The organism is Alteromonas sp. ABV4_150, from assembly GCF_056311745.1.
In genome coordinates, this window is sequence record NZ_CM149971.1 from 4248195 (window position 1) to 4274442 (window position 26248).

22 protein-coding genes, 1 tRNA gene and 1 pseudogene are annotated in these 26248 nt (G+C 44.4%); 15 read left to right on the top strand and 9 right to left on the bottom strand.

The window, feature by feature from the left end; all coding sequences use genetic code 11:
* Nucleotides 1-193: 193 nt before the first annotated feature.
* On the bottom strand, nt 194-445 hold the full coding sequence (locus ACYX4M_RS18420) for a hypothetical protein (protein WP_334060598.1): 252 nt from the start codon (nt 443-445) through the stop codon (nt 194-196).
* A gap of 172 nt (nt 446-617) precedes the next feature.
* Here ACYX4M_RS18420 and ACYX4M_RS18425 point away from each other — a divergent pair, with 172 nt between their 5' ends.
* Entirely contained in the window at nt 618-1022 is a 405-nt protein-coding gene (locus tag ACYX4M_RS18425) for a type 2 periplasmic-binding domain-containing protein (RefSeq protein WP_476081224.1), read from the top strand.
* Nucleotides 1023-1096: 74 nt separating this feature from the next.
* Here ACYX4M_RS18425 and ACYX4M_RS18430 read toward each other — a convergent pair whose 3' ends face one another.
* On the bottom strand, nt 1097-2005 hold the full coding sequence (locus tag ACYX4M_RS18430) for a LysR family transcriptional regulator (RefSeq protein ID WP_476081225.1): 909 nt from the start codon (nt 2003-2005) through the stop codon (nt 1097-1099).
* A gap of 109 nt (nt 2006-2114) precedes the next feature.
* Between ACYX4M_RS18430 and ACYX4M_RS18435 the strand changes: the two genes are divergently transcribed.
* From ACYX4M_RS18435 to ACYX4M_RS18445, 3 genes are all read left to right on the top strand, one after another.
* The gene (locus tag ACYX4M_RS18435) at nt 2115-2981 is read left to right on the top strand and encodes a type 1 glutamine amidotransferase domain-containing protein (RefSeq protein ID WP_474873415.1); all 867 of its coding nucleotides are present in this window, start codon (nt 2115-2117) and stop codon (nt 2979-2981) included.
* A gap of 14 nt (nt 2982-2995) precedes the next feature.
* Nucleotides 2996-4150, top strand: a complete 1155-nt coding sequence (locus ACYX4M_RS18440) for an iron-containing alcohol dehydrogenase (RefSeq protein WP_476081226.1) — start codon at nt 2996-2998, stop codon at nt 4148-4150.
* 98 nt (nt 4151-4248) lie between these two features.
* Nucleotides 4249-5355, top strand: a complete 1107-nt coding sequence (locus tag ACYX4M_RS18445; RefSeq protein WP_476081227.1) for an NADH:flavin oxidoreductase/NADH oxidase — start codon at nt 4249-4251, stop codon at nt 5353-5355.
* Between the two features lie 180 nt (nt 5356-5535).
* On the opposite strand, the gene ACYX4M_RS18450 is transcribed toward ACYX4M_RS18445, so the two are convergent.
* The gene (locus tag ACYX4M_RS18450) at nt 5536-6192 is read right to left on the bottom strand and encodes an NADPH-dependent FMN reductase (RefSeq protein ID WP_476081228.1); all 657 of its coding nucleotides are present in this window, start codon (nt 6190-6192) and stop codon (nt 5536-5538) included.
* 103 nt (nt 6193-6295) lie between these two features.
* On the bottom strand, nt 6296-6967 hold the full coding sequence (locus tag ACYX4M_RS18455) for a nitroreductase (RefSeq protein WP_476081229.1): 672 nt from the start codon (nt 6965-6967) through the stop codon (nt 6296-6298).
* A gap of 228 nt (nt 6968-7195) precedes the next feature.
* Here ACYX4M_RS18455 and ACYX4M_RS18460 point away from each other — a divergent pair, with 228 nt between their 5' ends.
* From ACYX4M_RS18460 to ACYX4M_RS18485, 6 genes are all read left to right on the top strand, one after another.
* The gene (locus ACYX4M_RS18460) at nt 7196-8698 is read left to right on the top strand and encodes a catalase (protein ID WP_476081230.1); all 1503 of its coding nucleotides are present in this window, start codon (nt 7196-7198) and stop codon (nt 8696-8698) included.
* A gap of 248 nt (nt 8699-8946) precedes the next feature.
* Entirely contained in the window at nt 8947-10476 is a 1530-nt protein-coding gene (locus tag ACYX4M_RS18465; protein WP_476081231.1) for a DUF3369 domain-containing protein, read from the top strand.
* Nucleotides 10473-11825 carry a sensor histidine kinase gene (locus tag ACYX4M_RS18470; protein ID WP_476081232.1) on the top strand — a complete coding sequence of 451 codons (1353 nt, stop codon included), beginning with the start codon at nt 10473-10475 and terminating at the stop codon, nt 11823-11825. Before ACYX4M_RS18465 ends, ACYX4M_RS18470 begins: the two co-directional genes overlap by 4 nt.
* Before the next feature lie 140 nt (nt 11826-11965).
* Nucleotides 11966-12820 carry an alpha/beta fold hydrolase gene (locus ACYX4M_RS18475; protein ID WP_476081233.1) on the top strand — a complete coding sequence of 285 codons (855 nt, stop codon included), beginning with the start codon at nt 11966-11968 and terminating at the stop codon, nt 12818-12820.
* A gap of 90 nt (nt 12821-12910) precedes the next feature.
* Entirely contained in the window at nt 12911-13723 is an 813-nt protein-coding gene (locus ACYX4M_RS18480; protein ID WP_476081234.1) for a helix-turn-helix domain-containing protein, read from the top strand.
* A 48-nt stretch (nt 13724-13771) separates the two neighbouring features.
* Nucleotides 13772-14224, top strand: coding sequence for a carboxymuconolactone decarboxylase family protein (locus ACYX4M_RS18485; RefSeq protein ID WP_476081235.1), 453 nt, complete (start codon nt 13772-13774; stop codon nt 14222-14224).
* Between the two features lie 132 nt (nt 14225-14356).
* Here the strand turns inward: ACYX4M_RS18485 and ACYX4M_RS18490 are convergent.
* The 4 genes from ACYX4M_RS18490 to apbC all read right to left on the bottom strand — a co-directional run bounded on the left by ACYX4M_RS18490 (nt 14357) and on the right by apbC (nt 18105).
* Nucleotides 14357-14433: transfer RNA gene (locus ACYX4M_RS18490), tRNA-Pro, on the bottom strand.
* A 136-nt stretch (nt 14434-14569) separates the two neighbouring features.
* Nucleotides 14570-16006, bottom strand: a complete 1437-nt coding sequence (locus ACYX4M_RS18495; protein WP_476081236.1) for an SLC13 family permease — start codon at nt 16004-16006, stop codon at nt 14570-14572.
* Nucleotides 16007-16144: 138 nt separating this feature from the next.
* Nucleotides 16145-16738: a dCTP deaminase gene (gene dcd, locus ACYX4M_RS18500; RefSeq protein WP_476081237.1), complete on the bottom strand. Its 594-nt coding sequence runs from the start codon at nt 16736-16738 to the stop codon at nt 16145-16147.
* A 260-nt stretch (nt 16739-16998) separates the two neighbouring features.
* The gene (gene apbC, locus ACYX4M_RS18505) at nt 16999-18105 is read right to left on the bottom strand and encodes an iron-sulfur cluster carrier protein ApbC (protein ID WP_476081238.1); all 1107 of its coding nucleotides are present in this window, start codon (nt 18103-18105) and stop codon (nt 16999-17001) included.
* Nucleotides 18106-18213: 108 nt separating this feature from the next.
* Between apbC and metG the strand changes: the two genes are divergently transcribed.
* Together metG and ACYX4M_RS18515 are read left to right on the top strand one after the other, a co-directional pair.
* Nucleotides 18214-20241 (top strand): methionine--tRNA ligase, encoded by a 2028-nt coding sequence (gene metG / locus ACYX4M_RS18510; RefSeq protein WP_476081239.1) that lies wholly within the window; start codon nt 18214-18216, stop codon nt 20239-20241.
* A 361-nt stretch (nt 20242-20602) separates the two neighbouring features.
* On the top strand, nt 20603-21442 hold the full coding sequence (locus tag ACYX4M_RS18515) for a mechanosensitive ion channel family protein (RefSeq protein ID WP_476081240.1): 840 nt from the start codon (nt 20603-20605) through the stop codon (nt 21440-21442).
* A gap of 179 nt (nt 21443-21621) precedes the next feature.
* Here the strand turns inward: ACYX4M_RS18515 and ACYX4M_RS18520 are convergent, their stop codons facing one another.
* The gene (locus tag ACYX4M_RS18520; RefSeq protein ID WP_476081241.1) at nt 21622-22482 is read right to left on the bottom strand and encodes a class I SAM-dependent methyltransferase; all 861 of its coding nucleotides are present in this window, start codon (nt 22480-22482) and stop codon (nt 21622-21624) included.
* Between the two features lie 84 nt (nt 22483-22566).
* On the opposite strand from ACYX4M_RS18520, the gene gloB reads away from it, so the two are divergent.
* The 3 genes and pseudogenes from gloB to ACYX4M_RS18535 all read left to right on the top strand — a co-directional run bounded on the left by gloB (nt 22567) and on the right by ACYX4M_RS18535 (nt 26198).
* The gene (gene gloB, locus ACYX4M_RS18525; protein WP_476081242.1) at nt 22567-23358 is read left to right on the top strand and encodes a hydroxyacylglutathione hydrolase; all 792 of its coding nucleotides are present in this window, start codon (nt 22567-22569) and stop codon (nt 23356-23358) included.
* A gap of 64 nt (nt 23359-23422) precedes the next feature.
* Nucleotides 23423-25088: pseudogene (locus ACYX4M_RS18530) on the top strand (lytic transglycosylase).
* Between the two features lie 78 nt (nt 25089-25166).
* Nucleotides 25167-26198 (top strand): ion transporter, encoded by a 1032-nt coding sequence (locus ACYX4M_RS18535; RefSeq protein ID WP_476081243.1) that lies wholly within the window; start codon nt 25167-25169, stop codon nt 26196-26198.
* Nucleotides 26199-26248: the final 50 nt, after the last annotated feature.

Sequence of the window (26248 nt, forward strand, 5' to 3'; positions counted from 1 at the left end):
TTTATTCCATGAATTGGTCACTGGCCTTCTCGTAATAGAAGGCTAACCGGCTACTATATAAATTTAGGCAAATTCTGTGTAAGAGCAAATTGGTAAAAAGATTAACTTTTCAAAAATGTCAGCAATTACAAAAATAAGAAACCCTATCTACTCTTTACAACATCTGTATGATGCGCCAGACCCTTTTAAAACGTCACTTCATGTGCACTTTACCACCCACCATCTTGAATGCGGGAGTTCCGCGAATAATCGCATTCCTAGCAAACTGAGTGTTACAGGCCGGACAAATGCCCTCTTCAACAGTGTAGTCCTCGACAATTCGCTCTTTAAAACATTTTACTAACGCCCCCTTTCCACCTTTTCGATACTTGAAAAGCTGGAACCTACATTTAGCGCAAAATATTTGCACGGTTCTAACCGGCCCTTTTGCATTGGGTTTTGCCATAACGTTGTTTGTTCTCCTCTTTGTAAATTTCACCTTTTGTTGAAGTGCGACAAATCACAAATCTCAGTTATACTTTACCAAGGGTGATTTGCCCTTTCATATTAATAACTCTGTACCATTGTTTATCAAGTTAGCGACAAAGCGTGCAGAGAGACGATTTAAGGTAATATCAATGAAGATAATTGCAGCCCTGTTTCTAATTTTATCGGCGCCACTTTACGCGGGTACAGCCGTAATTGTTAATGCTAACAACAGTTCAGGCATCGATATCGACACGGTAAAGAAAATTTACTTGGGCAAAGTAAAAGCCTTTCCAGACGGCAACCGCGCAATTCCTCTGACTTTCGAGCAAGGTAATGCCGCAAGAGATGCGTTTAACAACAATATCTTAGGGAAATCGGAGTCACAATATTCTGCATTTTGGTCAAAGCTTGTTTTCACTGGTCGCGGTACGCCACCTGAAATGATTGCGTCTGAAGACGAAATGTTGAAATTAGTTGCGACGAATCCAAATACTATTGGATTTATCGATGAGAGCAAAGTTGACAGCCAAGTAAAGGTTGTTGGCACGTTTTAAATTACTCACCTCTAAAAAGCTTATTTTAGGCACAGCGCGACGCACTACTATGCGAGTCGCGCTGCATCCCTAGATTAATCTGGGTAACTGGCTAAATGATTAATATTGGCGAATGCCATTATTACGTCTTTTGCAAAGTCGACCCTAGGGTGTCGCAGCGAACCTTTCTTCCATACTAAGTATATTTCGTTTTCAGGCCCACTCTTTCCAAGTGAGACGAGCTCACCTTTAACAATCGCTTCTTTGCAAAGGTAATCAGGTAATACCGAATAGCCAATCCCTGCTTTGATGATACTGCTAATCGCACGAATATCTGGACATATTGCGGCTACAGGTGATTCGCATGGTGCATTGAACACTTCTGAAAAATACCGGCGAATAAGCGGTAGTTGCTCGTCATAGCTAACCACTTTGTGCTGGTTCAATAACGACGCCGTTATCTCTTTATCAGCAAGTAATTTACCTTGAACCCGGTTCATCACCAATATCAACCGCTCTTTATCTAACATCTGATATTCATACATAGCGTCTGTTGGCTCAGAAGCGGTAATGGCAAGCTCAGCAACGTCATCTTCTAATAATTGATAAGTGTTACTTTTATTACCCGTATGGATAACCAAGTTTACTTTATCGGCTTGAAGCAAGTTGGCCAGCGCTGGACCCGCAACAAAACTCAAATATTCCGCAGGCCCCGCTAAGTGTAAGGTGCCGTGATCCGTTGATGCTCGGCTTCGGATAGACGCTACTTTTTGTTCCAATGTATCTATGTGGCTAGCTACCTGTAGCGCTAAATCATCAGCAATCGCCGTTGGCTCTACTCCTCTCGCTTTTCGCACAAACAATTCTTTACCGACAATATGTTCCATTGCCTGAATATGTGAGGTTACTGCTGGCTGAGACATATGAAGCCGCGCTGCTGCACGTGTGATGTTGCCGCTTCGATAAACTTCTACAAAGGTTTTTAGCTGTGTTAGGTAAGACATAATTCTCCACCCATCAGATTTTTGATGACTCATCATAATTTATCTGACTTCTGCTTTTAAACCAACAACTCTAAGATGCACTCACTTTCTAATGCGACAGGAAAAGCAAATGACGAAATCATCATCAATTCTATCACTAGCGATCATTGCTGGCTTATCACAGTCGGCGTATGCAGCCGACGCTCAGTCATCAAAAGCCAGTAAAGGCGAAGTGCTTGTTCTACTTTCAAGCGAAAATGTAATGCAGCTGGCAAAGGGCAAAACAGAGCCTACAGGTTACTACCTTAACGAGTTTGGCGTGCCAGCAAAGGCATTGGTAGATGCCGGCTACAAGCTAGTATTGGCAACACCAAAAGGTAATGCGCCTGCAGTAGATAAAAAGTCTGTTATTCCACAATACTTTGATGGCGGCGAATCACAAATGAGAGATATTCAAACGTTTGTTGCGTCGATAGATGGTATTAATGACACATTGTCACTAAGCGAAGTTATTGCAGATGGCCTTGATGAGTTTGAGGGTGTATTTATTCCAGGTGGGCACGCGCCACTTATCGACTTAGCAAACAACCCTCAGGTAGGCGAGATTTTGTCTCACTTTCATAGTGAAGGAAAACCCACTGCTGCGATCTGCCATGGTCCAATCGCCCTACTTTCTGGGCAATCTAACCCAAAGGCATTCGAACTAGCATTGAAATCAGGTGAGCAAGCCACATCTGACAGTTGGATTTATGAAGGCTACAAAATGACAATCTTCTCGACGCCGGAAGAAGAATATTTTGAAAGCACCTTAGACGATGCAACTTTATTATATTACCCAGCAGACGCAATGGCGCAAGCGGGTGGAAACATGGAATACAAAGAAATGTGGGCACCGAATGTAGTAGTAGACCGTGAACTTATTACTGGCCAAAACCCATTTTCTGACGAGCTGTTAGCTGAGAAGCTTTTACAACAGCTAAATTCACAAACTAATTAAGGACAGGCAACACGATGCTTAATTTTACATTTAAAAATCAAACCGAAATTTTGTTCGGCAAAGGACAACTAAGTGAAGTGTCTTCACGTTTGCCGGAACAAGCAAAAGTCCTATTTCTATACGGCGGCGGCTCAATTAAGAAGAATGGTATTTACGATAAAGTAAATACCGCACTCGAAGGCGCCGACATCATTGAATTTCAGGGCGTTGAACCAAATCCAGAGTTCGCAACTTTGATGAAAGCGGTAGATGTGGCCCGTGAAAATGACGTGAACTTCATTCTTGCTGTAGGCGGCGGAAGTGTTATTGACGGCGCTAAGTTTGTTGCAGCAGCCGCTAACTTTGAAGGCGATCCGTGGGACATACTTGTTAAAGGCGCCGCGTTTGAAAACCCGTTACCTATTGGCGCAGTGCTTACATTGCCAGCAACAGGCTCTGAGAGTAACGGCAACTCGGTAGTAAACAGAAAAGAAACGTCACAAAAACGCGCGTTTTCATCGGAAACAGTACAGCCTGTATTTGCTGTGCTTGACCCTGAGTTCACGTATTCACTTCCGCCTCGTCAGGTTTCTAATGGTGTGGTCGATGCGTTTGTTCACGTAATTGAGCAGTACTTGACTTACCCAGTAAATGCACCGCTTCAAGACCGCTTTGCAGAAGGTATTTTACAAACCTTAGTTCAAGAAGGCCCTAAAGCGCTAGCGACACCTGAAGATTATGATGTGCGCGCGAACGTTATGTGGTCAGCAACCATGGCGCTAAATGGGCTAATCGGCAAAGGTGTACCACAAGACTGGGGCACCCACATGATTGGCCATGAACTCACTGCATTACACGGTTTAGATCACGCTGTAACCCTAGCAATCGTATTGCCATCACTAATGTTTGTGCAGCGCGACAAGAAACAGGAAAAAATTCTGCAGCTAGGCGAGCGCGTATTTGGTATTCAAGAAGATGACAAAGAAAAGGCTATCGACTTGACCATTAAAGCCGTACAAGACTTTTTCGAAACCATGCAGGTGAAAACCCGTTTGTCAGACTACAACATTGAGAAGTCGGCAATTGACGGTCTAATTTCGAACCTTGAACGCAACGGGTTAACGGCCCTTGGTGAGCATGGCGATATCGACCTGGCAAAAGCTCGCGAAATTTTAACCTTAGCGGCATAAACCAAGTTGCATATGGTACTAAATACATATGCATGTTGAACAATTAAGTACCTAGCATTGGCTGGGTACTTGTTATTCTTAATTTATTAGAGAGAAATATGACTGCACTATTTGAACAATTTTCTTTGAAAGACGTGACCCTTCGCAATCGTATTGCCGTGCCCCCTATGTGTCAGTACTCAGCCGAAGACGGCTTCATTAATCAGTGGCATGAAGCTAACTACCAATCATTTGCACGAGGCGGTGCAGGACTTGTCATTGTTGAAGCAACAGCGGTCTCTCCGGAAGGTCGCATAACGCCAAATTGTTTAGGCATTTGGAAAGACGAACACATAGACGGCTTGAAAAACATCGCTGATCGCATAAAAAGCCAAGGCGCTGTAGCAGGTATTCAAATAGCTCATGCCGGTCGCAAAGCCAGTGCTAACCGCCCGTGGGAAGGCGATGATCATATCCAGCCTACCGAAGAAAAAGGTTGGCAGCCAATTGGTCCGTCGGCAGAAGCCTTTGGCGCACATTTACCTGTTACCCCAACGGAAATGTCTAAAGCCGATATCGAACGTGTAAAGAATGATTTTGTAAAAGGCGCAGAGCGAGCCCTTGAAGCTGGCTATGAATGGCTTGAACTTCACTTTGCTCACGGTTATCTAGCTCAAAGCTTTTTCTCGAAACACGCTAATAAACGCACCGACGAATACGGCGGTGATGCACAAGGTCGCGGACGCTTCTTGCTTGAGACACTCGGCGCTGTGCGTAAAGTATGGCCAGAGAACCTGCCGTTGACTGTGCGCTTTGGCGTTATTGAATACGATGGTGAAGACGAGCAAACACTTAGCGAGTCTATTGAGCTTATAAAGCAGTTCAAAGAAATTGGCGCTGATTTTGTAAGTGTTAGCGTAGGTTTCAATACGCCCGATGCGAACATCCCATGGGGGCCCGCTTTCCTAGCACCTATTGCTAAGCGCGTTCGTGATGAAGCAGGTATTCCCGTAGCTACCGCTTGGGGTGTAGATACACCGAAACTTGCAAACGACACCGTTAAAAATGAACAGCTCGATGTAGTAATGGTAGGCAGAATGCACCTTACCAACCCACATTGGACTTACTTTGCTGCAAAACAGCTTGGCGTTGAGAAACCGTCGTGGGTAATGCCTGCGCCTTACGCACACTGGTTGGAGCGTTACGCGCCATCAGATGAAAGATAATTATTAATTTTAAAAACAGCATACCCACTGAGTTATGCTGTTTTTTTATAAGCGCTTCGCTTAATTTAACACGGTTTTCTTGCTCGCTTTTGTAGGCACTGAAGCGATAAAATCACACTGGGTATGCTGCCATCTAAGTGTTGTCAATAAGAGAAGCAACAAACGATTTCCACCGCCTCATCACGATATATTTCTTTGCGTAGGCGATGATTTAAACACTTTTGACAATTCGAAAGGGTCTTTATTTTGACGGTGATTTAATGCCGCTTCAGACCACCACTGCATCTGACTTAGCGCCCTTCCAAAATAAGCTTTCCAGCTTTCTTCTTTTTCACTGCTTGCACAACCTTCCTCATCAAATGCATCTTGTGCATGGGGCACATGGATCATTGCAGAAACAGGCAGGCAACCAAGCTCCGACAGAAAGGTTCGCATCCCAACGGCCGCGCGCATACCGCCCCACTGTCCTGCTGAATAAGTGGCAATTACGCTGGGTTTGAATGAATATAAAGAACTACCAAAATGATTAAGTAAATGCGCTAACGCGGGACTCATTGAGTGGTTATATTCGGGGCTTACCATTACATACCCGTCAGCAGATTCTATTTTTTCAGCCAGCGTTGATAACGCTTCGGGCGCTTTCCCTTGGACATAAGCAAAATGAGGCTTGAACACTTCACCGGTTGAATAATCTAAAGGATCTATCAGTTCAAATTCGTGTTCAGCCATATTGTCTTTGCCCCAATTCAATATGGCTTTGGCGACTCGAAGGCCTAACCTTGCTGGCCTAGGTGGCGTACTGTCTCGTACGGTACCTAGAAAAACTAAGAATTTCATTTCGCATGCTCCTTATTAGGGCTGTTTGCGTAACAGGCTAGTAATTCTCGTAAAAAAGTACAACCGTTGCGCTATTGCGAGCATGCAGCATAAGGTCAATACACTAAAAGCCGTGATAAATGACAAATTCTTCGTTATCGGCGCGAGTCGAGCGAACATCGTTTGCTGGGAAGTCTGGGTCTGGGTAACCAAGCGCAATACAAATCATAATGGCTTCATCATCAGGGATGTTAGCGTACTTATGTACCACTTCTGACTGCATTATTCCCTGCCCATTTATTACGCAGCCAAGCCCTAGATCCCAAGCAGCAAGAACAATACCGTAGGCCAAAGAGCCCAAGCCAAATTGCGTTATGCCAGCAGGCTCTAATGACTTATCGTAGGTCAGCACCAAAGAAACCGGTGCATCAAACTGACGGAAACCGCGCATCATCCAATCCATACGCTTTTCTTTGTCTTCACGGGCTATGCCCATTACATCGAATAACTGTATAGCTACATCAATTTGACGCTGACGATGAATACCCTCGTAGTCCTCTTTATAAGGAAAGTCTCGAACGTGAGGCTTACCTTCCAATGTGTTTTTGGTATTACCCTCGCGAATTTTATCTAACACATCACCAGTCACCGCATGGATTTTCCACGTTTGCGTATTGTATGACGACGGCGCCCACTTCGCCGCGTTAATAATGGCGTCTACTGTTTCCTTAGTTACCGGCTGCTTAGTAAACCCTCGAACACTTTTTCTTGATGCTGCAAACTCCGCAAAATTCATACACTTCCTTAAACGCGGTTATTAGAACTGTTCATTTAGAGTAAACACGAGAAGATATGTCATCAATAGGCAGGCATGCTTATTAAGATTGATTGTTTTTATAGATATATATAGAAAGTTGTAAACCCTTTCATAAAGCAACCCGTAGCAAAAGCATATCATGAGTCAAGCGCACATGATGTTTATGGACGTTTGGCTTTAAAAAAAGCATATGAAAGGAGTTTTATAATGGCTAAGAAACCGCAATTAACTACGTCGGCAGGCGCCCCTGTAGTAAGTAACGAAACCACTAAAACGGCCGGAGAGCGTGGCCCCGCCCTTTTACAAGATTATCAGCTCATTGAAAAGTTAGCCCACCAGAACCGTGAACGCATTCCAGAGCGCGTGGTACACGCCAAAGGCTGGGGAGCACAAGGCACATTTACGGTCACTCACGACATTACCGATTACACTTGCGCCGATTTATTTTCAGAAGTTGGTAAGCAAACTGAAGTACTTAGCCGCTGGTCAACAGTAGCGGGCGAGTCTGGTGCAGCTGATACCGAGCGGGATGTACGCGGCTTTAGCCTGAAGTTTTACACTGAGCAAGGCAACTGGGACATGGTAGGTAACAACACCCCTATCTTCTTCATTCGCGATGGATACAAATTCCCTGACTTTATCCGCACGCAAAAACGTCACCCGAAAACCAATCTACGCTCGCCGGAAGCTATGTTCGACTTTTGGGCCGCACAGCCAGAAAGTGTTCACCAAGTGACCATTTTAATGTCAGACCGTGGTATTCCCGTGTCGCCAATGCACATGAATGGCTATGGCAGCCACACCTTTAGCATGTGGAATAAAGAAGGCAAACGTCACTGGGTGAAATTTCATTTTAAAACTCAACAAGGCATTAAAAATTACACCAATGAGACCTCTGAAAAGATCATTGGTAGTACCCGTGAGAAATATCAGGAAGAGCTGTATAACGCCATAGAAGAAGGTAACTTTCCTAAATGGAAGATGTACATTCAGGCTATGCCAGAAGAGGAAGCTGGACAGCAAAGCTATAACCCTTTTGACCTAACCAAGGTTTGGCCGCACGACGATTACCCGCTGATAGAAGTCGGCGAGTTAGAAATGAACAAAAATCCAGAAAACTATTTCCAGATGATTGAGAACGCGGCATTCAGCCCGTCGAATGTTGTGCCGGGCATTGGCTTTAGTCCCGACAAAATGCTTCAAGCACGTATTTTTTCGTATGCCGATGCACACCGCTACCGCTTGGGCACGCACTATGAAGCACTACCTGCTAATGCGCCCAAAAATAGCAAAGTAAACCACTATCATAAAGACGGCGCTATGCGCTTCTTTACCAACGACTTTGGTAACTCTGACGCCTATTATGAGCCTAATCAATACGAGGGTCCCGTTGCTGACTTTTCAGTAAAAGAACCACCGCTTCGCATTGAAGGAGATGCCGACAGGTATCATCAAGATGATGTTGACGTAGATTACGTTCAACCGCGAAAGCTGTATGAAATGTTCTCTGATGATCAAAAAGATCGTTTATACAAAAACTACGCTGCTGCCATGGGTCCTTGCTCTGACAGCGTAAAAGAGCGCTGGTACGCTGTGTTAGAAAAAGTACATCCAGACTACGCAGCAGGTGTGCGTAATGCCGTGAAAAGTCTAGATACTGACGTTAACACTGTACCTATCACTGAAAACACGCCTATTGAGGACAGTTAATAGCGTCCGTAATGGTATAGAACCTCTAGCAAGTTGGTATCTAGCATAGATACCAACTTGGTATTAATTTTGATTATTAATAGAATAGATAAAACTTCAATTCTGCTTGTTCGACTTTTCCCGTCCAAAACGCACTTTCATAAACAAATCATCGGCATTCAACTTTAGAACAAAACTTTCTTGAAAGGTTTGCGAGAACGGAAATTCTGGCTTACGTTTAAGTTACGTAATCGTTCACTGCACTCTGTATGTCGTTATTCAAAAAGTCAAAAATTGAACAAAACACCCCTCGTTTAGCCCCATGGAAAATAGCCATTATCGATGATGAAGAAGGCGTCCACGAGGTTACCAAATTAACTCTACGCAAATTTAGTTTTGAAAAGCGTGGGGTAGAGTTTTTATCAGCTCACAGTGGCGAAGAAGGGTTAGCGCTGTTCAAAGCTAATCCTGATATTGCGCTAGCGTTTGTCGACGTTGTAATGGAAACCGACGATGCTGGTTTAAAGCTAGTAGATGCTATTCGCAACGATCTCAAAAATCACGTCACTCGATTAATATTGCGAACAGGCCAGCCAGGGCAAGCCCCTGAAGAGGATGTTATCAGACGTTATGACATTAATGACTATAAAGCCAAGACAGAACTTTCCTCGCTAAAGTTAAAATCATGCGTTTATACGGCGATTCGCTCTTATCGCGATATACAAACTATCGAAAAAGGCAAACGGGGTATGGAAGATGTACTTAAATCATCATCCTCTGTTTTAGCAAGTCAGTCACTAGCGCAATTTGGTACCGCTGTTCTGAAACAAACGCTCACCCTTCTTAATTTAAACAACTCAGTGCTTTACCTTTCAACACAGCACACCGATTTGTATGGCGACACCAGCATGACAGTTTTGGGTGCAAGCGGAGACCTTGTTGGACTTTGTGAACCCGGTATTTCGACCCGTATTCCCGAATCGATTGAAGAACAAGTTAAAAGCGTTCTGGCCAAAAAAGCGCACTTCCAAAGCGATAACGTATTTATTGGTTATTACCCCACTGGTGAAGACAGCCATAATATTTTATACGTTAAACTCGACCAGCCTCTAGATGAAATGCAGAGAAAAACGTTGGAAATGTTTGCATCTAACGTGGCGGTAATTTTCCAAAACCTTACACAAAAAGAAGATATACAAAAAACGCAGAAAGAACTGATTATGGTGCTTAGCGATGCCATTGAAATGCGCAGTAAAGAAACCGGGGGGCACGTAAGACGCGTTATCCTAATGACAGAGTTTCTTGCTGAAAAGCTGCATATGAGCAAAGAGTTTATTGAAACCATCCGCTACTCTGCGGCCCTTCATGATGTAGGTAAAATTAGCATACCCGAAACCATATTGCATAAACCCGGGAAACTCGACCCCGATGAGTGGGAAATTATGAAAACCCACGCTCAAAAAGGTTACGAACTACTTGCAGATTCTGACCGGATTGTCGCCAAAATGGGCGCAATTATTGCCAAAACGCACCACGAACGCTGGGACGGTAAAGGCTACCCTGACGGCTTGGCTGGCGACAATATACCAGTGGAAGGCCGTATTATGGCGATTGTTGACGTTGTCGACGCCCTTCTATCCAAACGGTGCTACAAACCTGCATGGAGCGTTGATGAGGTTAAAGCTTATCTTCAAGAGAATGCAGGTAAACAATTCGACCCGTTAATTACCCATGTAATGCTAGAGCACTTCGACAGAATATTAGAAATCCGTGCAACAGAACCGGACGAAGATGAATGAAAGAGAAGTTAGAGTTAATTTTACTGCGCGTTAGCCAAAGCCCTGACATTGATAAAGGCGAACTGGATGTTGCTTCAAGACTTATTATCAACTCTATGTGCGAAGGCTTGGAAATTACTCGGGCAGGCATTTGGTTATATGACGAAAACCAAACGCTAGTGCAATGCACACTACTTATAGACAAAGGAAACGATCTCGATAACGAGAGCTTAGTGCTAACCCGAAAGGATTTTCCCCACTATTTTGAAGCGCTCGACTCAGGTAGAACAATTGCTGCCCACGATGCGATAACCGATGTTGCAACTTTTGAGTTTGCTGAAGTGTATTTAACGCCTTTGGGTATAAGCTCTATGCTGGATGTGCCTATTCGCCACCGCGGAAAGATGATTGGGATAATATGTTGTGAGCACCAGGGCAAGGCTCGACAATGGCTTGACGATGAAATGGTTTTTGCTGCATCGCTTGCCGATCTTTACGGGCGTGCGGTAAGTGCTAACGAGCGTGCTGACTATGAGCAACAGCTTATAGAAGCAAACCAGAATCTTGAACAAAAAGTCATAGATCGCACTGCCGAACTTGAGGCTGCCCAAGAAAAGCTTGTTGAATCAGAGAAAATGGCAGCCTTAGGCAACTTGGTAGCAGGTATTGCTCACGAAGTTAATACGCCATTGGGCATTGCACTGACCTCGGTAAGTAATTGCAAGGAAGAGCTCAAAAGTATTTATCAAGATTTCGAGAATGGCGAGTTAACAGAAGAGGGTTTTAAAGACTTTGAAGAGGTATGTTCTGAAGGTTTATCACTAGCGGAAGCCAGCTTAATGCGGGCCGCAAACTTAGTACAAGATTTTAAGCGAACCTCTGCGGACCAAACCTCACTAGAAATTGAAGAAATCACGCTAGATGAATATATCCCTAGGGTTTGTAATCCATTGAAGCCTATGCTTCGCAAAGAGCAAATCGAGCTTAGCATTGATGTGCCCTCTGATTTAGTTATCACGACATGTCCGGGCATTATTGCTCAACTATTAACGAATTTAATATCGAACGCTCAGCGTCACGCCTTTGGCCCATCAGTAAATAATAAAGTGAATAAAGTTGCCGTAACCTGCGGCAAAAATGAAAAAGGTATTGTAATAAGCGTTCAAGACAACGGGAAAGGTATTCCGGAAGAACTTCATAAAAAAGTATTTGAGCCTTTTTATACAACGGCCCGCGATAAAGGTGGCACGGGTTTAGGCCTAAATATTTTATACAATCTTGTTCGACAGAAATTTAACGGTGAGATTGATTTGGTATCGTCGCCTGGTGAAGGAACCACAATTACAGTTTGTATACCCGTTGAAAGCTAGTACAGTTGTTCCTGTATAAACCATTTATCTTCCCAAGATAAATTTAAAAGCGCGCCATGGCTTAAATGTCGCGCTTACGACAGTTCAAAAACCTCACACAAGGCAAGCTAAGGATAAAACCATAATAAGGGCATGTCGTAATGCAACTTTCACAATGGCGTAGTTCAGGCCAATTCCTAAGCGTTAACAATCAGCAAATTTTCTACACTACCCAAGGCAAAGGGCCTATGCTGTTGTTAATTCATGGGTACCCTACTGCGAGCTTTGACTGGGTTAAATTATGGCCTGCACTTGCTCAGAAATTTCACTGCGTAACACTCGATATGTTGGGGTTTGGTTTTAGCACCAAAGCCCCCATAAAATACAAAATAAAAGAACAAGCAGCGGTGATAGAAGCAGTAATGAAACATCTTCAAATTACGCATGCTCACGTTCTATCTCACGATTACGGTGATACCGTTGCGCAGGAGTTAATGGCCCGTCAGTTAGATGGTAACCTCGTGTTTCGTATGGAGTCGCTGCATTTGCTAAATGGCGGCCTTTTTCCTGAAACCCATCAAGCATTGCTTATTCAAAAGCTATTACTTTCCTCTATTGGCGGGCTGCTTATTCCTTTTTTAAGCAAAAAAGCGATTCGAAAAAGCATGCATAACATTTTTGGACCGAACACGCCTCCTTCGGAGCAAGACATTAATGATTTTTGGGCGCTTATTAGTGAGAACAATGGCCACAAATACATGCATTTGCTTTTGGACTACATGAAACAGCGCAAGCAATACAGAAAGCGTTGGGTAAGTGCACTTCAAAATGCTGACGTTCCGGTTCGACTAACTGCTGGCATGGCTGACCCCATTTCTGGCGCACATATGGTGACTAGATATAAAGAACTCATACCCAAGCCTGACACAGTAGAACTTGCTGATATCGGGCATTATCCGCAGATTGAAAGTGCTGAATTGGTTTTAGCGTCTGTTCGGGAATTTTTAAAAAAGTAATTTTATACTTACAATTTTAGGCTTGATGCGAAAAGCGACAACGGTAAGATGATGACTCTCTGAACTGTTAGACGCTTATTTAAGACGATTATGTACACTTTGAGCATAAACAATATCATCCCCGCCGCAAGCTTTAAGCGAATTGATATTGCGTTCGTAACGCCAATAAACGCTATCAGTAGATTTGTGCAATGTATCTGGATCATTGACCGTCCAAGAGGGTCTTCCACTACACCAACGGAAAAATTTTATCCCGACGCCGGGGCGAGTTTAACTTTCTACATCGACCACTCAGCATGCAAAGCGAAACTGTTCTATCACACAAAAGTTTGTGCCATGCCTTGGAAACTGTCCGGTAGGCAGATCAGCATAAGGTTTAAGCCCGGTGCATTAAAACACCTTTTCGGAATTACGCTCGACGATAGTAAAAACCAGCAAATCGAATTCGTTGAAGTTTTAGCAAAAGAGCTTGAGTGTTATTTAAGATTACAAGAAAGTCTTGTAGGAGAATCTATAGATAACCAGTGTTCAGCCATACAAAACTGGCTAGCACATATCATTGAAAACAGTGATACTCGCTCACAGAAATGGGAGCACATGCTTTATCAGTCAGTAAATTTACTGGTCCCCCCGCAAAGCCTTGCTGACCAATTTGGCGTAAGCAGAAGAACACTTGAGCGCCAATTCAGAGCTAATTTTGGCTTCTCGCCAAACAAACTTCACCAATTCGCTCAAATACGTCTAGCACGCTCGCTACTAGGGAGTACTTCCCATCAACTAAGCGAAGTTGCTTTAGCATGTGGTTATTTCGATCAAGCACACTTTACACATGCCTTTAGCACCTTCGCATTGGAAACCCCTCATCAATATAGAGCGCGAAAGTTGTCGCAAATTTACAATTAGGCCAATCACCAAATGTTTATAGTACTCCCTAAATGAAAGGAGAACATTATGAACAATCGCATAAAACAATCTGAATTCTACTCTGAATACCCTCACATTCTTGAACATCTACAAGGTTTAGTTAACCCCGCCGCAGAAAGTGCTCTAAGCCATAAACTTCTGCATTTAGTTAGGCTGCGAGCGTCACAAATTAATCAATGCGGGTTCTGCCAACATATGCATGCCGATGAAGCAAGGAAATCTAATGAAAACCAGGCAAGGCTGGATGTGCTGTCGGCGTGGAAAGAACTGGATTGCTTTGATAACAAGGAACGCGTCGCATTAGAATGGACCGAAGCATTAACGCTTGTTCACTCATCAACCATCACTGAGGAACTTTATAGCACTGTAGAAAATGTGTTTGGAAAACAAGGATTGATAGAATTGACGTCAGTTATACTTCAAATCAACAGCTGGAATCGCGTTTCAGTAAGCCTTCAATTTCAACCAAATATCAGTTAATGGTTTATACACCAATATCGTTTGGGAAAAGGCTTGAGCAACGTTGCATTTAATAAGGGTATGAAAAGGATACGCTTGAAAATAGAAAGGTTTTAGAAAGTAATGTAAGTTATTGAATGGGGTGGAATAAGTTGGTCGGTGTGAGAGGATTTGAACCTCCGACCCCTGACACCCCATGACAGTGCGCTACCAGGCTGCGCTACACACCGACCGAAAGAGCGAGTAATACTACTCATATTTGTTCACAATGCAACGAGAATTAGCAATAAGCCTGTTTAAGCGCTCAATTGCTAACCATCTTTGCAAATTTCTGCATTAAAACACCTAGTTGCCGGTTTTTCGATATCAGGCTAACGTAACGTAGCATACCGCAGTTACCACTAACGCCACTAGTACGTTCAGCACTATTCCTTCTCTTGCCATGGTTTTAATATCGAACTTTTCAGTTGAGTACGCAATGGCGTTCGGTGCTGTCGCTACTGGCAACATAAAGGCGCAACTTGCGCTTATGGCCGCCGGTATCATAAGTAATTTAGGGTCAACGCCTACCGCTAAACCTGCTGCTGCCAATATTGGCATAAGCAAAGTAGACGTTGCAGTATTTGAGGTAATTTCCGTTAGAAAAGTTACAAACAAGCAAATGCCCAGTACAAGTAGTAACACTGGTAAGGTTGCAAGCCCTGTTAACCATGAGCCCATTAATACGCTTAAGCCTGAAGACATAAACGCTTTCGCGATACAAATTCCACCCGCGAACAAAAGCAGCATCCCCCACGGAATATCATTCGCGGTTTTCCAATCTAGTAGCTTGTCGCGGTTGCCTTTTGCGTCTACTTCACCGTTATCATTGCCGCTATTGGTGAAAAACATGGCAACAACACCCGCAACAGCTATAGTGCTATCACTAATAGTAGTTACGCCTATCCATGCAGTCCAAAAAGGTCTAAATATCCATGCCATTGCAACCGTACCAAAAATGGCAAGTACACGCTTTTCGGCTTTTGTCCATGCACTAGGTACCGGCAAATCGATGTTGCCCACTTCTTTAATTCCGCGCGCTAACCACAAGGCCATGATAGGTACACCTAAAACAACAATCGGTACGCCAGTTTTCATCCAGTCGATAAAACTGTATTCCATACCTTGAGTTTCTTCATACACGCTCATGAAAATAATATTAGGCGGTGTGCCAATTGGCGTACCCACCCCACCCAAACTTGCTGAATAAGCGATACCCAAAATGAGGGCTACGCCAAATCGGGGGTGATCAACCGCGTTGATAATGGCAATGGCCATTGGCAACATCATTAACACCGTGGCGGTGTTACTAATCCACATACTGAGGACGGCGGTGGTGAGCATAAAGCCCAGTATCAGTTTAAGCGGGCTGCCGCTGCCCGTTACACGCAGCATATAAATAGCAAACCGTTTGTGTAAATTGGCGCGTTCCAACCCCTTTGAAAGCATAAAAGCAGCCATTAATAGAATAATAACGTGGCTTCCGAGAGCAGAGGCGGCTTCGCTGTGAGACAACACACCAAATAGCGGGAATAGCGCGAAGGGTAAAAGCGAGGTAGCGGGAATGGGGAGCGCTTCGGTTACCCAAAGTATTGCTACGAAAAGTGTAATCGAGGCGGTAAATATAATTTCGCTGGGCTGATTTACAGCCCACAAGCCCATACCGCTAAGAACAGAGGCGATAAACGCGAAAAGAATAATGCTGTTCTTACGTGTTGGCTGTCGTTGTAGGGTATCTGAAGAAGGTTCAGGGTTTGTGTGCATTGCGCTTCCCGTTACTAATCGCTTTATTATAAGTGCTAGGGCCTTAGCTTTAGGCCCTAATTATTGCTCTTATATTTTCTATCAGTAATTAACGGGAAACGCACGAGGCTTTTCCAAAAAAGTTGATTTTAGGTTGTTTTACTTATTTTCATCGTCAGACGAAATACGGCTTGCAACTGCGCCTGCTTGGCCTTTGTATTTCGCATCAACTCTTGCGTTGTATGGTTTTTCAGCTGGTGCTGATAACACTTCAAAGCTTAGTGCGCCTATTTTCATCTTAGGGCGAAGCGCTAGCGGCAACTTACCACTGTTGTAAAACTCAAGAACGATGTTGCCCGACCAGCCTGGGTCTATTCGATGCGCCGTCACATGAACCATTAAGCCCAAGCGCGCGAGTGAAGAACGCCCATCTAGCCAACCAACGATATTGTCCGGCAGCGTTACCGACTCGTGGGTAATAGCAAGCGCTAGTTCACCAGGGTGTAGAAAGAAGGCTTTACCCTCTTCTAGTTCAATTTCGTCGCTCATCACGTGGTCCAGCGCTTCTTGTACCTGCGCTTTTGGACCACTTAAATCGATAAACGGCGCTTGATGATCTTCAAACACACGAAATTTGTTACCAAGGCGGATATCTACCGTTACACCGCTAATCTGATCGTAATTAGGTGTAGGTTCAATTTTTATTTTCCCATCTTGAAGATGTTGATAGATATCGCGGTCGCACAAGCGCATGGTGTATTCCTCATTTCGTTAGGCCGCTATTATGCGTATGTCACCGCATTCATTCAACTGCTCAAAGGCTTGTTTTATCTGCTTTTGAGCAATTTTTATAAAGTTTTAGTCAATTTTAAATTTAAGTGCCAAAACATGCCTCTATTTTTCTTTGGTTCAGCATCTAGCTAGGCTTTGAACTGAACGAACACCTTTACTGTGCGTCACCTGTATCACTTAACCCTACCTTCTCTTACATTGTTGCCTATCTTTCCCCATTCTCAATCTTTCCCAATAATGCCAATTGGGTCGCCTTTAATGTGTTTAACCGCCCCTTTGCGTGGCTCAACGGTAAGGGCTAATTGCATAGACAATGCCCTAGCTGCCTCGCGGTAGCTTTCGCTTAAAGCACTGTCAGGCGAGGCCAGTAACAACGGAGTACCTGCATCGCCATGTTCGCGAATATGAATATCAAGAGGTAGCTGACCTAAAAGCGGCAGTCCGTGACGTTCGGCCAGTGCCTCTCCACCGTCTTTTGCAAATACATAATCTTTAGTGCCACAGGCTCTGCATTGGTAATAGCTCATGTTCTCGATAAGCCCAAGAACTGGCACATTGACTTTTTCAAACATGCTTATGCCTTTTTGGGCGTCGGCTAGCGCTAAGTCCTGCGGCGTTGTAACGACTACTGAAGCAGTCAGCGGTACTTGCTGTGCCATCGTCAGCTGGATATCACCAGTACCGGGCGGCATATCTACAATTAAATAGTCCAGCACGGGCCATAGGGTTTCATCTAGCAACTGCTTTAACGCCCTGCTTGCCATTGGCCCTCGCCATACAGCCGCGTCTTCCTGAGGCACTAAATAACCAATTGAGTTTGCTACCAGCCCATGTGCAACAAGCGGCTGCATGTGCTTGTTGTCTTGACTTTCAGGGTGTGCATCAGGGTTGCCCAACATTATGGGGATAGACGGCCCGTAAATGTCGGCATCTAAAATACCTACTTTCGCGCCTTCTTGCATAAGCGCAAACGCAAGGTTGATACTGGTTGTAGACTTACCCACCCCACCTTTGCCCGAGGCTACCGCAATAATATTTTTGATATTAGTAACAGGGGCAACTTCAGTTTCGCCACTGGCAACGTTTTGCTTGAAAGTAAGCTTATCGGCATCTAGCTTACCTTTAAGCTGGTTAAGCACTTCTTGTTTAAGCGTATCTAACTGTGTGGCAATACAAAATGGCAGTGTGACCGTAACGCCTGCATCTACATTTTCTGGCTGACTAAAAGCACACCATGGCAAGGTATCTTCAACATCTAGCGAGAAATACTTGGCTAAAATAGCAGCAACCTTTTGCTTTAGCGGCTCTGCTTTGCGAGAAAAGAACATAAAATGCCTTACTAGTAGTAGAATTGTGTGAATTACGTAATGCAAAAAACGCGGTTTTCCGCTAGTATTTGCAGCCATTTTGAAACGCAAAGAATCAATAACGTCATTATGTCAGAAAAACGCCGAATTCTGGTAACCAGTGCGTTGCCATACGCAAATGGCTCTATTCACTTAGGTCATTTGCTAGAACACATTCAAACCGACATCTGGACTCGTTTTCAGCGCCTTCGCGGAAACGAATGTTACAGTGTTTGCGCCGACGATGCACACGGTACGCCGGTTATGCTTAAAGCCCAAGAGCTTGGCATTACACCAGAAGAAATGGTGGCAAGAACGCGTGCTGAACATCACCAAGACCTTGTTGATTTTCACGTTGATTACGACAACTACTATGTAACCCATTCGCCAGAAAACAAGGCATTGTGTGAAGAGATTTACACTCGTCTAGATAACGCGGGTTACATTAGCAAGCGCACTATTAACCAACTGTTCGACCCTGAAAAAGAAATGTTCCTTCCAGATCGTTTCGTTAAGGGTACGTGCCCAAGCTGTGGTGCAGAAGACCAAAACGGCGATAGCTGCGACGTATGTGGCGCAACTTACAGCCCAACTGAAGTTAAAAACCCGCGTAGCGTGGTATCGGGTGCTACACCAGTACTACGTGAGTCTGAGCACTTTTTCTTTGATCTGCCAAAATTTGAAGGCATGTTAAAAGAGTGGATCCGCTCGGGTGCCCTTCAAGAAGAAATGGCTAACAAGCTGCAAGAATGGTTTACTGAAGGTCTTCAACAGTGGGACATCAGCCGTGATGCGCCTTACTTCGGCTTTGAAATTCCAGGTGCGCCGAACAAGTTCTTCTACGTGTGGGTAGATGCGCCTGTTGGCTACATGGCTAGTTTCAAAAACTTCTGCGACCAGAATAACCTAGAGTTTGACGACTTCTGGAAAGCCGATTCTGACGCTGAGCTGTATCACTTTATTGGTAAAGACATTACTTATTTCCACTGCCTATTCTGGCCTGCCATGCTAGAGGGCGCGGGATACCGTAAGCCTACTGGCGTAAACATTCATGGTTTTGTAACGGTGAACGGTGCGAAAATGTCAAAGTCGCGCGGTACCTTTATTAAAGGCCGTACTTACCTTGACCACCTGAACCCAGAATATCTGCGTTACTACTTTGCGTCTAAGTTGGGCGACGGTGTTACCGACATCGACCTTAACTTTACTGACTTTGCACAAAAAGTGAATTCAGACCTGGTAGGTAAAGTGGTTAACATTGCAAGCCGCTGTGCAAGCTTTATCACCAAGCGTTTCGACAGCAAATTGTCTGACAACGTGATTGAGCCAGAGCTAATTGCCGAGTTCCAAAACGCATCAGAGAGCATTGCAGCACTTTTCGAGAAACGTAAGTACCACCAAGCAGTGCGTGAAATTATGGCCCTTGCTGATAAGGCAAACCAGTTCATCGACAACAACGCACCTTGGGTAACCATTAAAGACGAAACTAAACAGCAGTTCACACACGATGTGTGCTCGCTGGGTATCAACATGTTCCGTCTGTTGGTTATTTACTTAAAGCCTGTACTGCCAGTACTTGCAGAAAAAGCAGAAGCTTTCCTAAACGACTCGTTTGACTGGAATTCACTGCAAACCTTATTAAAAGGCCACGCCATCAACAAATTTAAGCCGATGATGCAGCGTGTAGAAATGGAGAAAATCGACGCCATGGTTGATGATTCAAAAGAAAGCCTAGCGCCAGCTGCACCGGCTATCGACCCAGACAGCCCGCTAGCTAAAGACCCTATCAGCGACACTATTTCGTTTGATGATTTCGCAAAGGTTGATTTACGTATTGCACGTATCGCTAACGCCGAGCACGTAGAAAAAGCTGACAAGCTTCTACGCTTAGAGCTAGATTTAGGCGGCGAAACTAAACAAGTTTTTGCCGGTATTAAGTCGGCCTACTCGCCTGAAGCCCTAATCGGTAAGCACACGGTAATGGTGGCGAACCTAGCCCCGCGTAAAATGCGTTTTGGCATGAGTGAAGGCATGGTATTAGCCGCGGGCCCTGGTGGCGACGAGCTATATATTCTTGAGCCGCACGAAGGTGCAAAACCGGGTATGCGTGTTAAGTAAGCTTTAAAGCGCACATATTAAATTAAGGTGACATTCAGCGCTATAAAGCGATGGGATGTCACCTTTTTTATTGAGCGGTTATTGAAACTCTTTTATTTTTAATACCCAAAGTTATCTGGATACGCCAGGTACAAGCACACAACCGTATAAGCTCAGTAATCTCTCCCATCATCTAGCTCCACCATTACTCACATGCTCTGCCCCCTAATCCGCTATTGCTCTCTTGCTCTCTTGTCCTCTAGCTCAAGAGGCTACCCACTTCAAATCAACAAAAAAACTATTTCAACTCGCGTCAATTTAAGGCGATCTATCATTCTTTCTATAACGTAGTCACGGTGTTTAATCATTGAAAGAGGTATTTATGGAAGATTTGTTCGGGACTAATATCGATTTATCGGAATTAACCGAAAAAGCCATATCACTGGTGATGACTTACACCCCCAAATTGCTATTGGCTATTCTTACTTTGGTGGTAGGTCTTTGGTTAGTGAATCGTTTTGTAACCCTGTTGGATCACCGAATAGGTAAAAAGGACCCCACTCTCAATAAATTCTTATGCGGACTTATAAGTGCCGTTTTAAAAGTCATGTTGTTGATTTCTGTTGCCTCTATGATAGGTATTGAAACCACCTCATTTATTGCCGTAGTTGGGGCGGCAGGCTTGGCTATAGGTCTAGCATTACAAGGCAGCCTGGCTAATTTTGCTGGCGGTGTACTTATCCTTATTTTCAAACCCTTTAAAGTGGGTGATACCATTGAAGCGGAAGGTCATTTAGGGTCTGTAGCAGAAATTCAAATTCTGTATACTGTTATTAACACCTTTGACAATAGGCGTGTTGTTATTCCCAACGGGAATCTGTCTAATGCCACATTAACTAACGTTAGCGTATACGATAAACGCCGCTGCGACATGACATTTGGCATTGGCTACGATGACGATATCGACAAAGCAAAGAATATTTTGCAGCGTTTGTTTGAAGAGGACGAACGCTCATTGACCGACCCTGCACCTAGGATTTGTGTAGGTGGACTAGGTGATAACTCAGTCGACCTGATGTTTAGACCTTGGGTCGGTACAGATGACTTGTGGCCTTACTACTGGGATATGCAGGAAAAAGTTAAAAAAGCCTTTGATGAAGAAGGTATTAGCATCCCTTATCCACAGCGAGATGTGCATTTGTATAACGCAAGTAACGATTAAACCATCAATATGGAGGTAGCTTGCTAAGCTATCTCCGTTTCAGATTAGCTTATAAACGCTAAAGCTTGGGGTTCTATTATAGCAATCAAGCAAATATCTAAGAGGGTTAACGCTTGTTACAGCCTTTTTACTAAAAGCCTGGCCCGATTTAAGTGCGAATGATATGAACATTAACACCACTAACGCAGCGTACGATTCACCGTAGAAGTCCTTACACTTGCCCCAACCGCTGAAAAGCGCGGTTTTAAGTTACGTTTAGGTTTTATGGCCGTCATAGGGATTACCCGCTTTTTCGCGAGTATTACATATACAGCGCTGCACCAGGGCAAATAAGAAGATAAATAATCCTGAAGCTTAACCGCCCCTTTCCACTTTTGTTGAAAAAAGAGCGTTGAAAACATTACTTGGCGTTGTTCAACAATTTCAAATCCCAGCAACTGAAGCCAATCTTTAATGCGATATGACGTAAAAAAGCGAGCATCGTGTAAGATATTTCCGCGTTTAACCGGCAGAAATTTGGCAATTCCAGCTAGGCTTAACGGGTTAAAACCACTGATGATGACGTAACCGTTTTGTGTAATAACGCGGTCGACTTCGCGTAAGATCTCGTGAGGGTCTTGCGCGAAATCTAATTCATTCGCTAATAGAAACCCATCAATACTGTTTTCGGCAAAGGGTAAGCAGTGCGACTGCCCGACTACCGTATTTTCTCTACTTGTTTTTGTTTCGCGTGTTTCATTTTCTATTGACTTAACCGATGCGCTATCACGGCTGAGGTAGCCATCTTCTCCGCCGTTTTCACGCAGCTTGTCGCTAAATAAGTCATTAAAAGGAACATGGTTGATATGGTGTCGAATTGGGCTGCCATCCAGATTGATCTCGGCACTCAGCGAACCTAACTTGGCAAAGTGATACCCGAATATGCGCTCAGAATAATCATTACACACAACATTCACAGCATGTCTAATATGCTCGCCGGCGGGGAAATCTTCCCAGTTTGTAGGGTAGCGAGGCGGTTTGGTTTTAAACGCCGTTCTCATTAACACTGCGCGCTCTTAGGTTGCTCTGCTGTTCACAAGTCCCTATAGTAACGCATAATTCTACCTACACAAGCAGGTACTCAAATGACGGCAGAAACGCTTCCTTCAGATGTAACAATTCATCCTATTCCCGCTTTTACCGACAACTACATTTGGTGCATTCACAATGGTAAAAGCGCCATAGTCGTCGACCCGGGCGATGCAGAACCTGTGTTGGCCTTCCTTAAAGCCAAGAATTTAATGCTTAGTGCTGTGCTTATCACTCATCATCATAGAGATCACACCGGCGGCATTGCGAAGTTAGTATCTACCGTACCGGATTTACCGGTAATAGGGCCAAGAGGCAACCATATAAGAGGCATCACTAAATCAGTGGCGCAGGGCGACACCGTTTCTCTTCCCGTATTCAAAATGGCGCTCCAAGTTATGGAGGTGCCAGGCCATACTCTTGACCATATTGCTTTTTTTGGGCATGGCGTACTATTTTGCGGTGATACGCTGTTTTCAGCAGGGTGCGGAAGATTGTTCGAAGGTTCTCCAGAGCAAATGCACCATTCATTAAATAAGTTAAAGCGACTTCCAGACACCACTAAGGTGTACTGTACCCACGAATACACCAAAGCCAACGTTCAATTTGCTTTGGCAGTAGAGCCAAACAATAAAGCGTTACGCGACTACGCGCAGTGGGTAGATGAAAAACGCGCCCAAAATTTGCCTACGTTACCCAGTAACCTCAAAGAACAAAAAAACATTAACCCATTTTTACGCGCCCATGAACTTTCTGTGAAAACTGCTGCCGAAGCCTATTGCGAAAATAACCTGGCTGACGATGTTGCAGTGTTTGCTGCAGTTCGCGGCTGGAAAGATGAGTTTTGATGCAAAAGTAAGCCGATTATCGTATTATCGCCGGTTTGCAGTGCTCCAAGAGGTTTCTTCATATATGCAGTTGAAGTTTTTTCCTCTATCGCCGTTATTGTTGGCGATAGGTTTAACGGGTTGTCAGTTAACCGATAATAACAGTGATAATGCACAATTAGAAAATCATGAAATTGCTTCACTGGGCTCATGCAGTGAATTACATAGCAGCGAAGAGGCCATTTCCGATTGTGAACTAGCAAAAGATGGTGTTGTAGAGGTCGTGCACCCCAATGACGACGCGCTAGAAGAAACTGCTGAGCTCACCAGTACGCCTGACCTGCACACGCAGGCTGTAGTAACTGATGTATGGCGGCGGGCCAGCGCTAAGCTTCGCTTTACCCATACCCGACAATAAGCGTCTAAGTGCCCAACGAAAGTGGTACTTAAAGCACCCAGAATATATGGCTCGCGTAGTTAAACGAGCTAAGCCATTTCTCTATTACATCGCTGAGGAAATTGAAAAGCGTGACATGCCGATGGAGTTAATACTTTTGCCCATCGTAGAGAGCGCATTCGACCCGTTCGCATATTCTCATGGCAGGGCGGCGGGTATGTGGCAATTTATTCCTGGCACCGGTAAGCGGTTTGGTATGGATCAAAACTGGTGGTACGACGGACGTCGCGACGTTGTCGCGTCAACGCAAGGCGCTCTGGATTACCTTACCTATTTAAATGAGATGTTCGATGGTAATTGGCTACACGCACTTGCCGCCTATAATAGTGGCGAAGGTCGTGTGCAACGAGCGATTAAAGCAAACAAACGTGCTGGAAAGCCTACCGATTTCTGGAACTTGAATTTACCCAAGGAAACGCGTGCTTATGTGCCTAAGCTACTGGCACTTGCTGATATTCTTAAAAACAAAGATGAATATGCGTACTCTTGGCCAGAAGTAGAAAACGTTGCCGTTATCGAAGTAGTCGATATCGGCTCTCAGGTCGATTTAGCGTTTGCGGCCGAGCTTGCCGGCATGTCTTTAAAAGAGCTTCATGGTTTAAACCCTGGGTTCAACCGCTGGGCCACATCGCCAGATGGTCCACACCGTTTAGTACTTCCCCTTGATAAAGCTGCGGCATTTTCGCAAGCTCTTGCGAAAATTGACCAGAAAGAGCGTCTTAACTGGGTACGCCACACAGTTAAATCCGGCGATAGCTTAGGTAAAATAGCAAACCAGTACCACACTACGGTTAAAGTGCTTAAGAGTGTGAATGAACTGGACTCGACAATGATCCGAATAGGTCAAGCGATAATGGTACCTGTTGCACTTCAAGAATTAGACAGCTATACCTTATCGCAAGAGCAACGTTTGGCCAGCTTGCAAAATGGCAGCTCGTCTCAGCAAAAAATGCGTCACACCGTTAAACCCGGTGATACGCTATGGGATATTGCACGTAAGTACAAAATAAGCACCAAGCAGTTAGCTAAATGGAACGGTATGGCACCTGGTGACACGCTTCGCCCAGGAAAAACTCTGGTGATATGGCTGAAAGGCAAAGCGCAAGCCGGGGTTACCAAAAAATTAACCTATACGGTAAGAAACGGCGATTCGTTGTCTCGTATTGCAAGCAAGTTCAATGTAAAGGTAAGCGACATTGGCAAGTGGAATTCCTTAAACACCAAACGCTATCTGCAACCCGGGCAAAGGCTGACACTGTATGTGGACGTAACAAGGTTGAACGCATCCAGCTAGTGACTCAATGTAATATATCATTAGCGCGTTTCCTTTAAGCGGTCATATGATGGGTTAAATCACGAAAAGGATATGGAAATGCTCAGAATTAACCGAGAAAATTTGCGAAATAGTCACGAAACGCCTTGGTTAATTTTAGATTTAGCCATGCTAGGTATACTGTTCGTAAATCTAGTATGGCTTATATTCGATGCTCTTTATGCTACAGACGTTGTATACGGCCTATTAGGCACTTATTTTCCCGCCTTTCTTAACGCTTACGATCCTATTCATGCCAACTTTTTGTTGGTCGATTTAGTCTTCATTGCCATATTTTTTACCGAGTTCTGCTTTCGCTGGGCTGTTGCTATTGCTCGCAAAGAGCACTTACGCTGGTACTTCTTCCCGTTTTTGCATTGGTACGACATTATTGGTTTAATTCCTACGGGCCCTACCCGTCTATTTCGCTTCTTGCGAATATTCTCCATATTGCATCGTTTGCACAAATTCGAAATTATTGATTTAAACCAAACCGCCGTCTTCCGCTTTTTTGCCTTTTATTACGACGTGTTTGTTGAAGAACTCAGCGACCGGATTGTTGTTAAGGTGCTAAGCGATGCGCAAAAAGACATTTCAGCAGGCTCGCCTTTGTTAGACGACATTAACGCACAAGTACTCGCCCCCCGCCGACCAGTGATAACGCAGTGGATGGCTGGCGTTATCAACCATTTAGGCCAGTCAATTCAAAGCGAAGAACACGGCGAGGTGATACGAGAGCACGTGCGCAAAAGCGTAGGCAAAGCGGTGAGAAGTAATGCACAAGTTTCTTCCCTGCATTACCTGCCTGTTATCGGCAAAACCATTGAAAATACATTAGAAGAGTCAGTCACCGATATCGTGACCACATCGTTAGTTAATCTGTTAAGCGACTTAGACGCAGAGCGCATCGACCATTTCATTTCAGTCGGCATGCACGACTATACCCCTACCGCCGATGCACTTGATAAAGAAGTACTTAACGTTGTAAATGAATGCTTAGAACTTGTAAAAGCTCACGTTGCACAGCAGCGTTGGAAGTCACATCTGACTGAAAAAGAGTCGGCCATTCCCACTGGCAAGCCCGAAATTTAAGAGATGGCTGTGCCAAATAAGAAAGCCCGCAAAATTGCGGGCTTTCATTC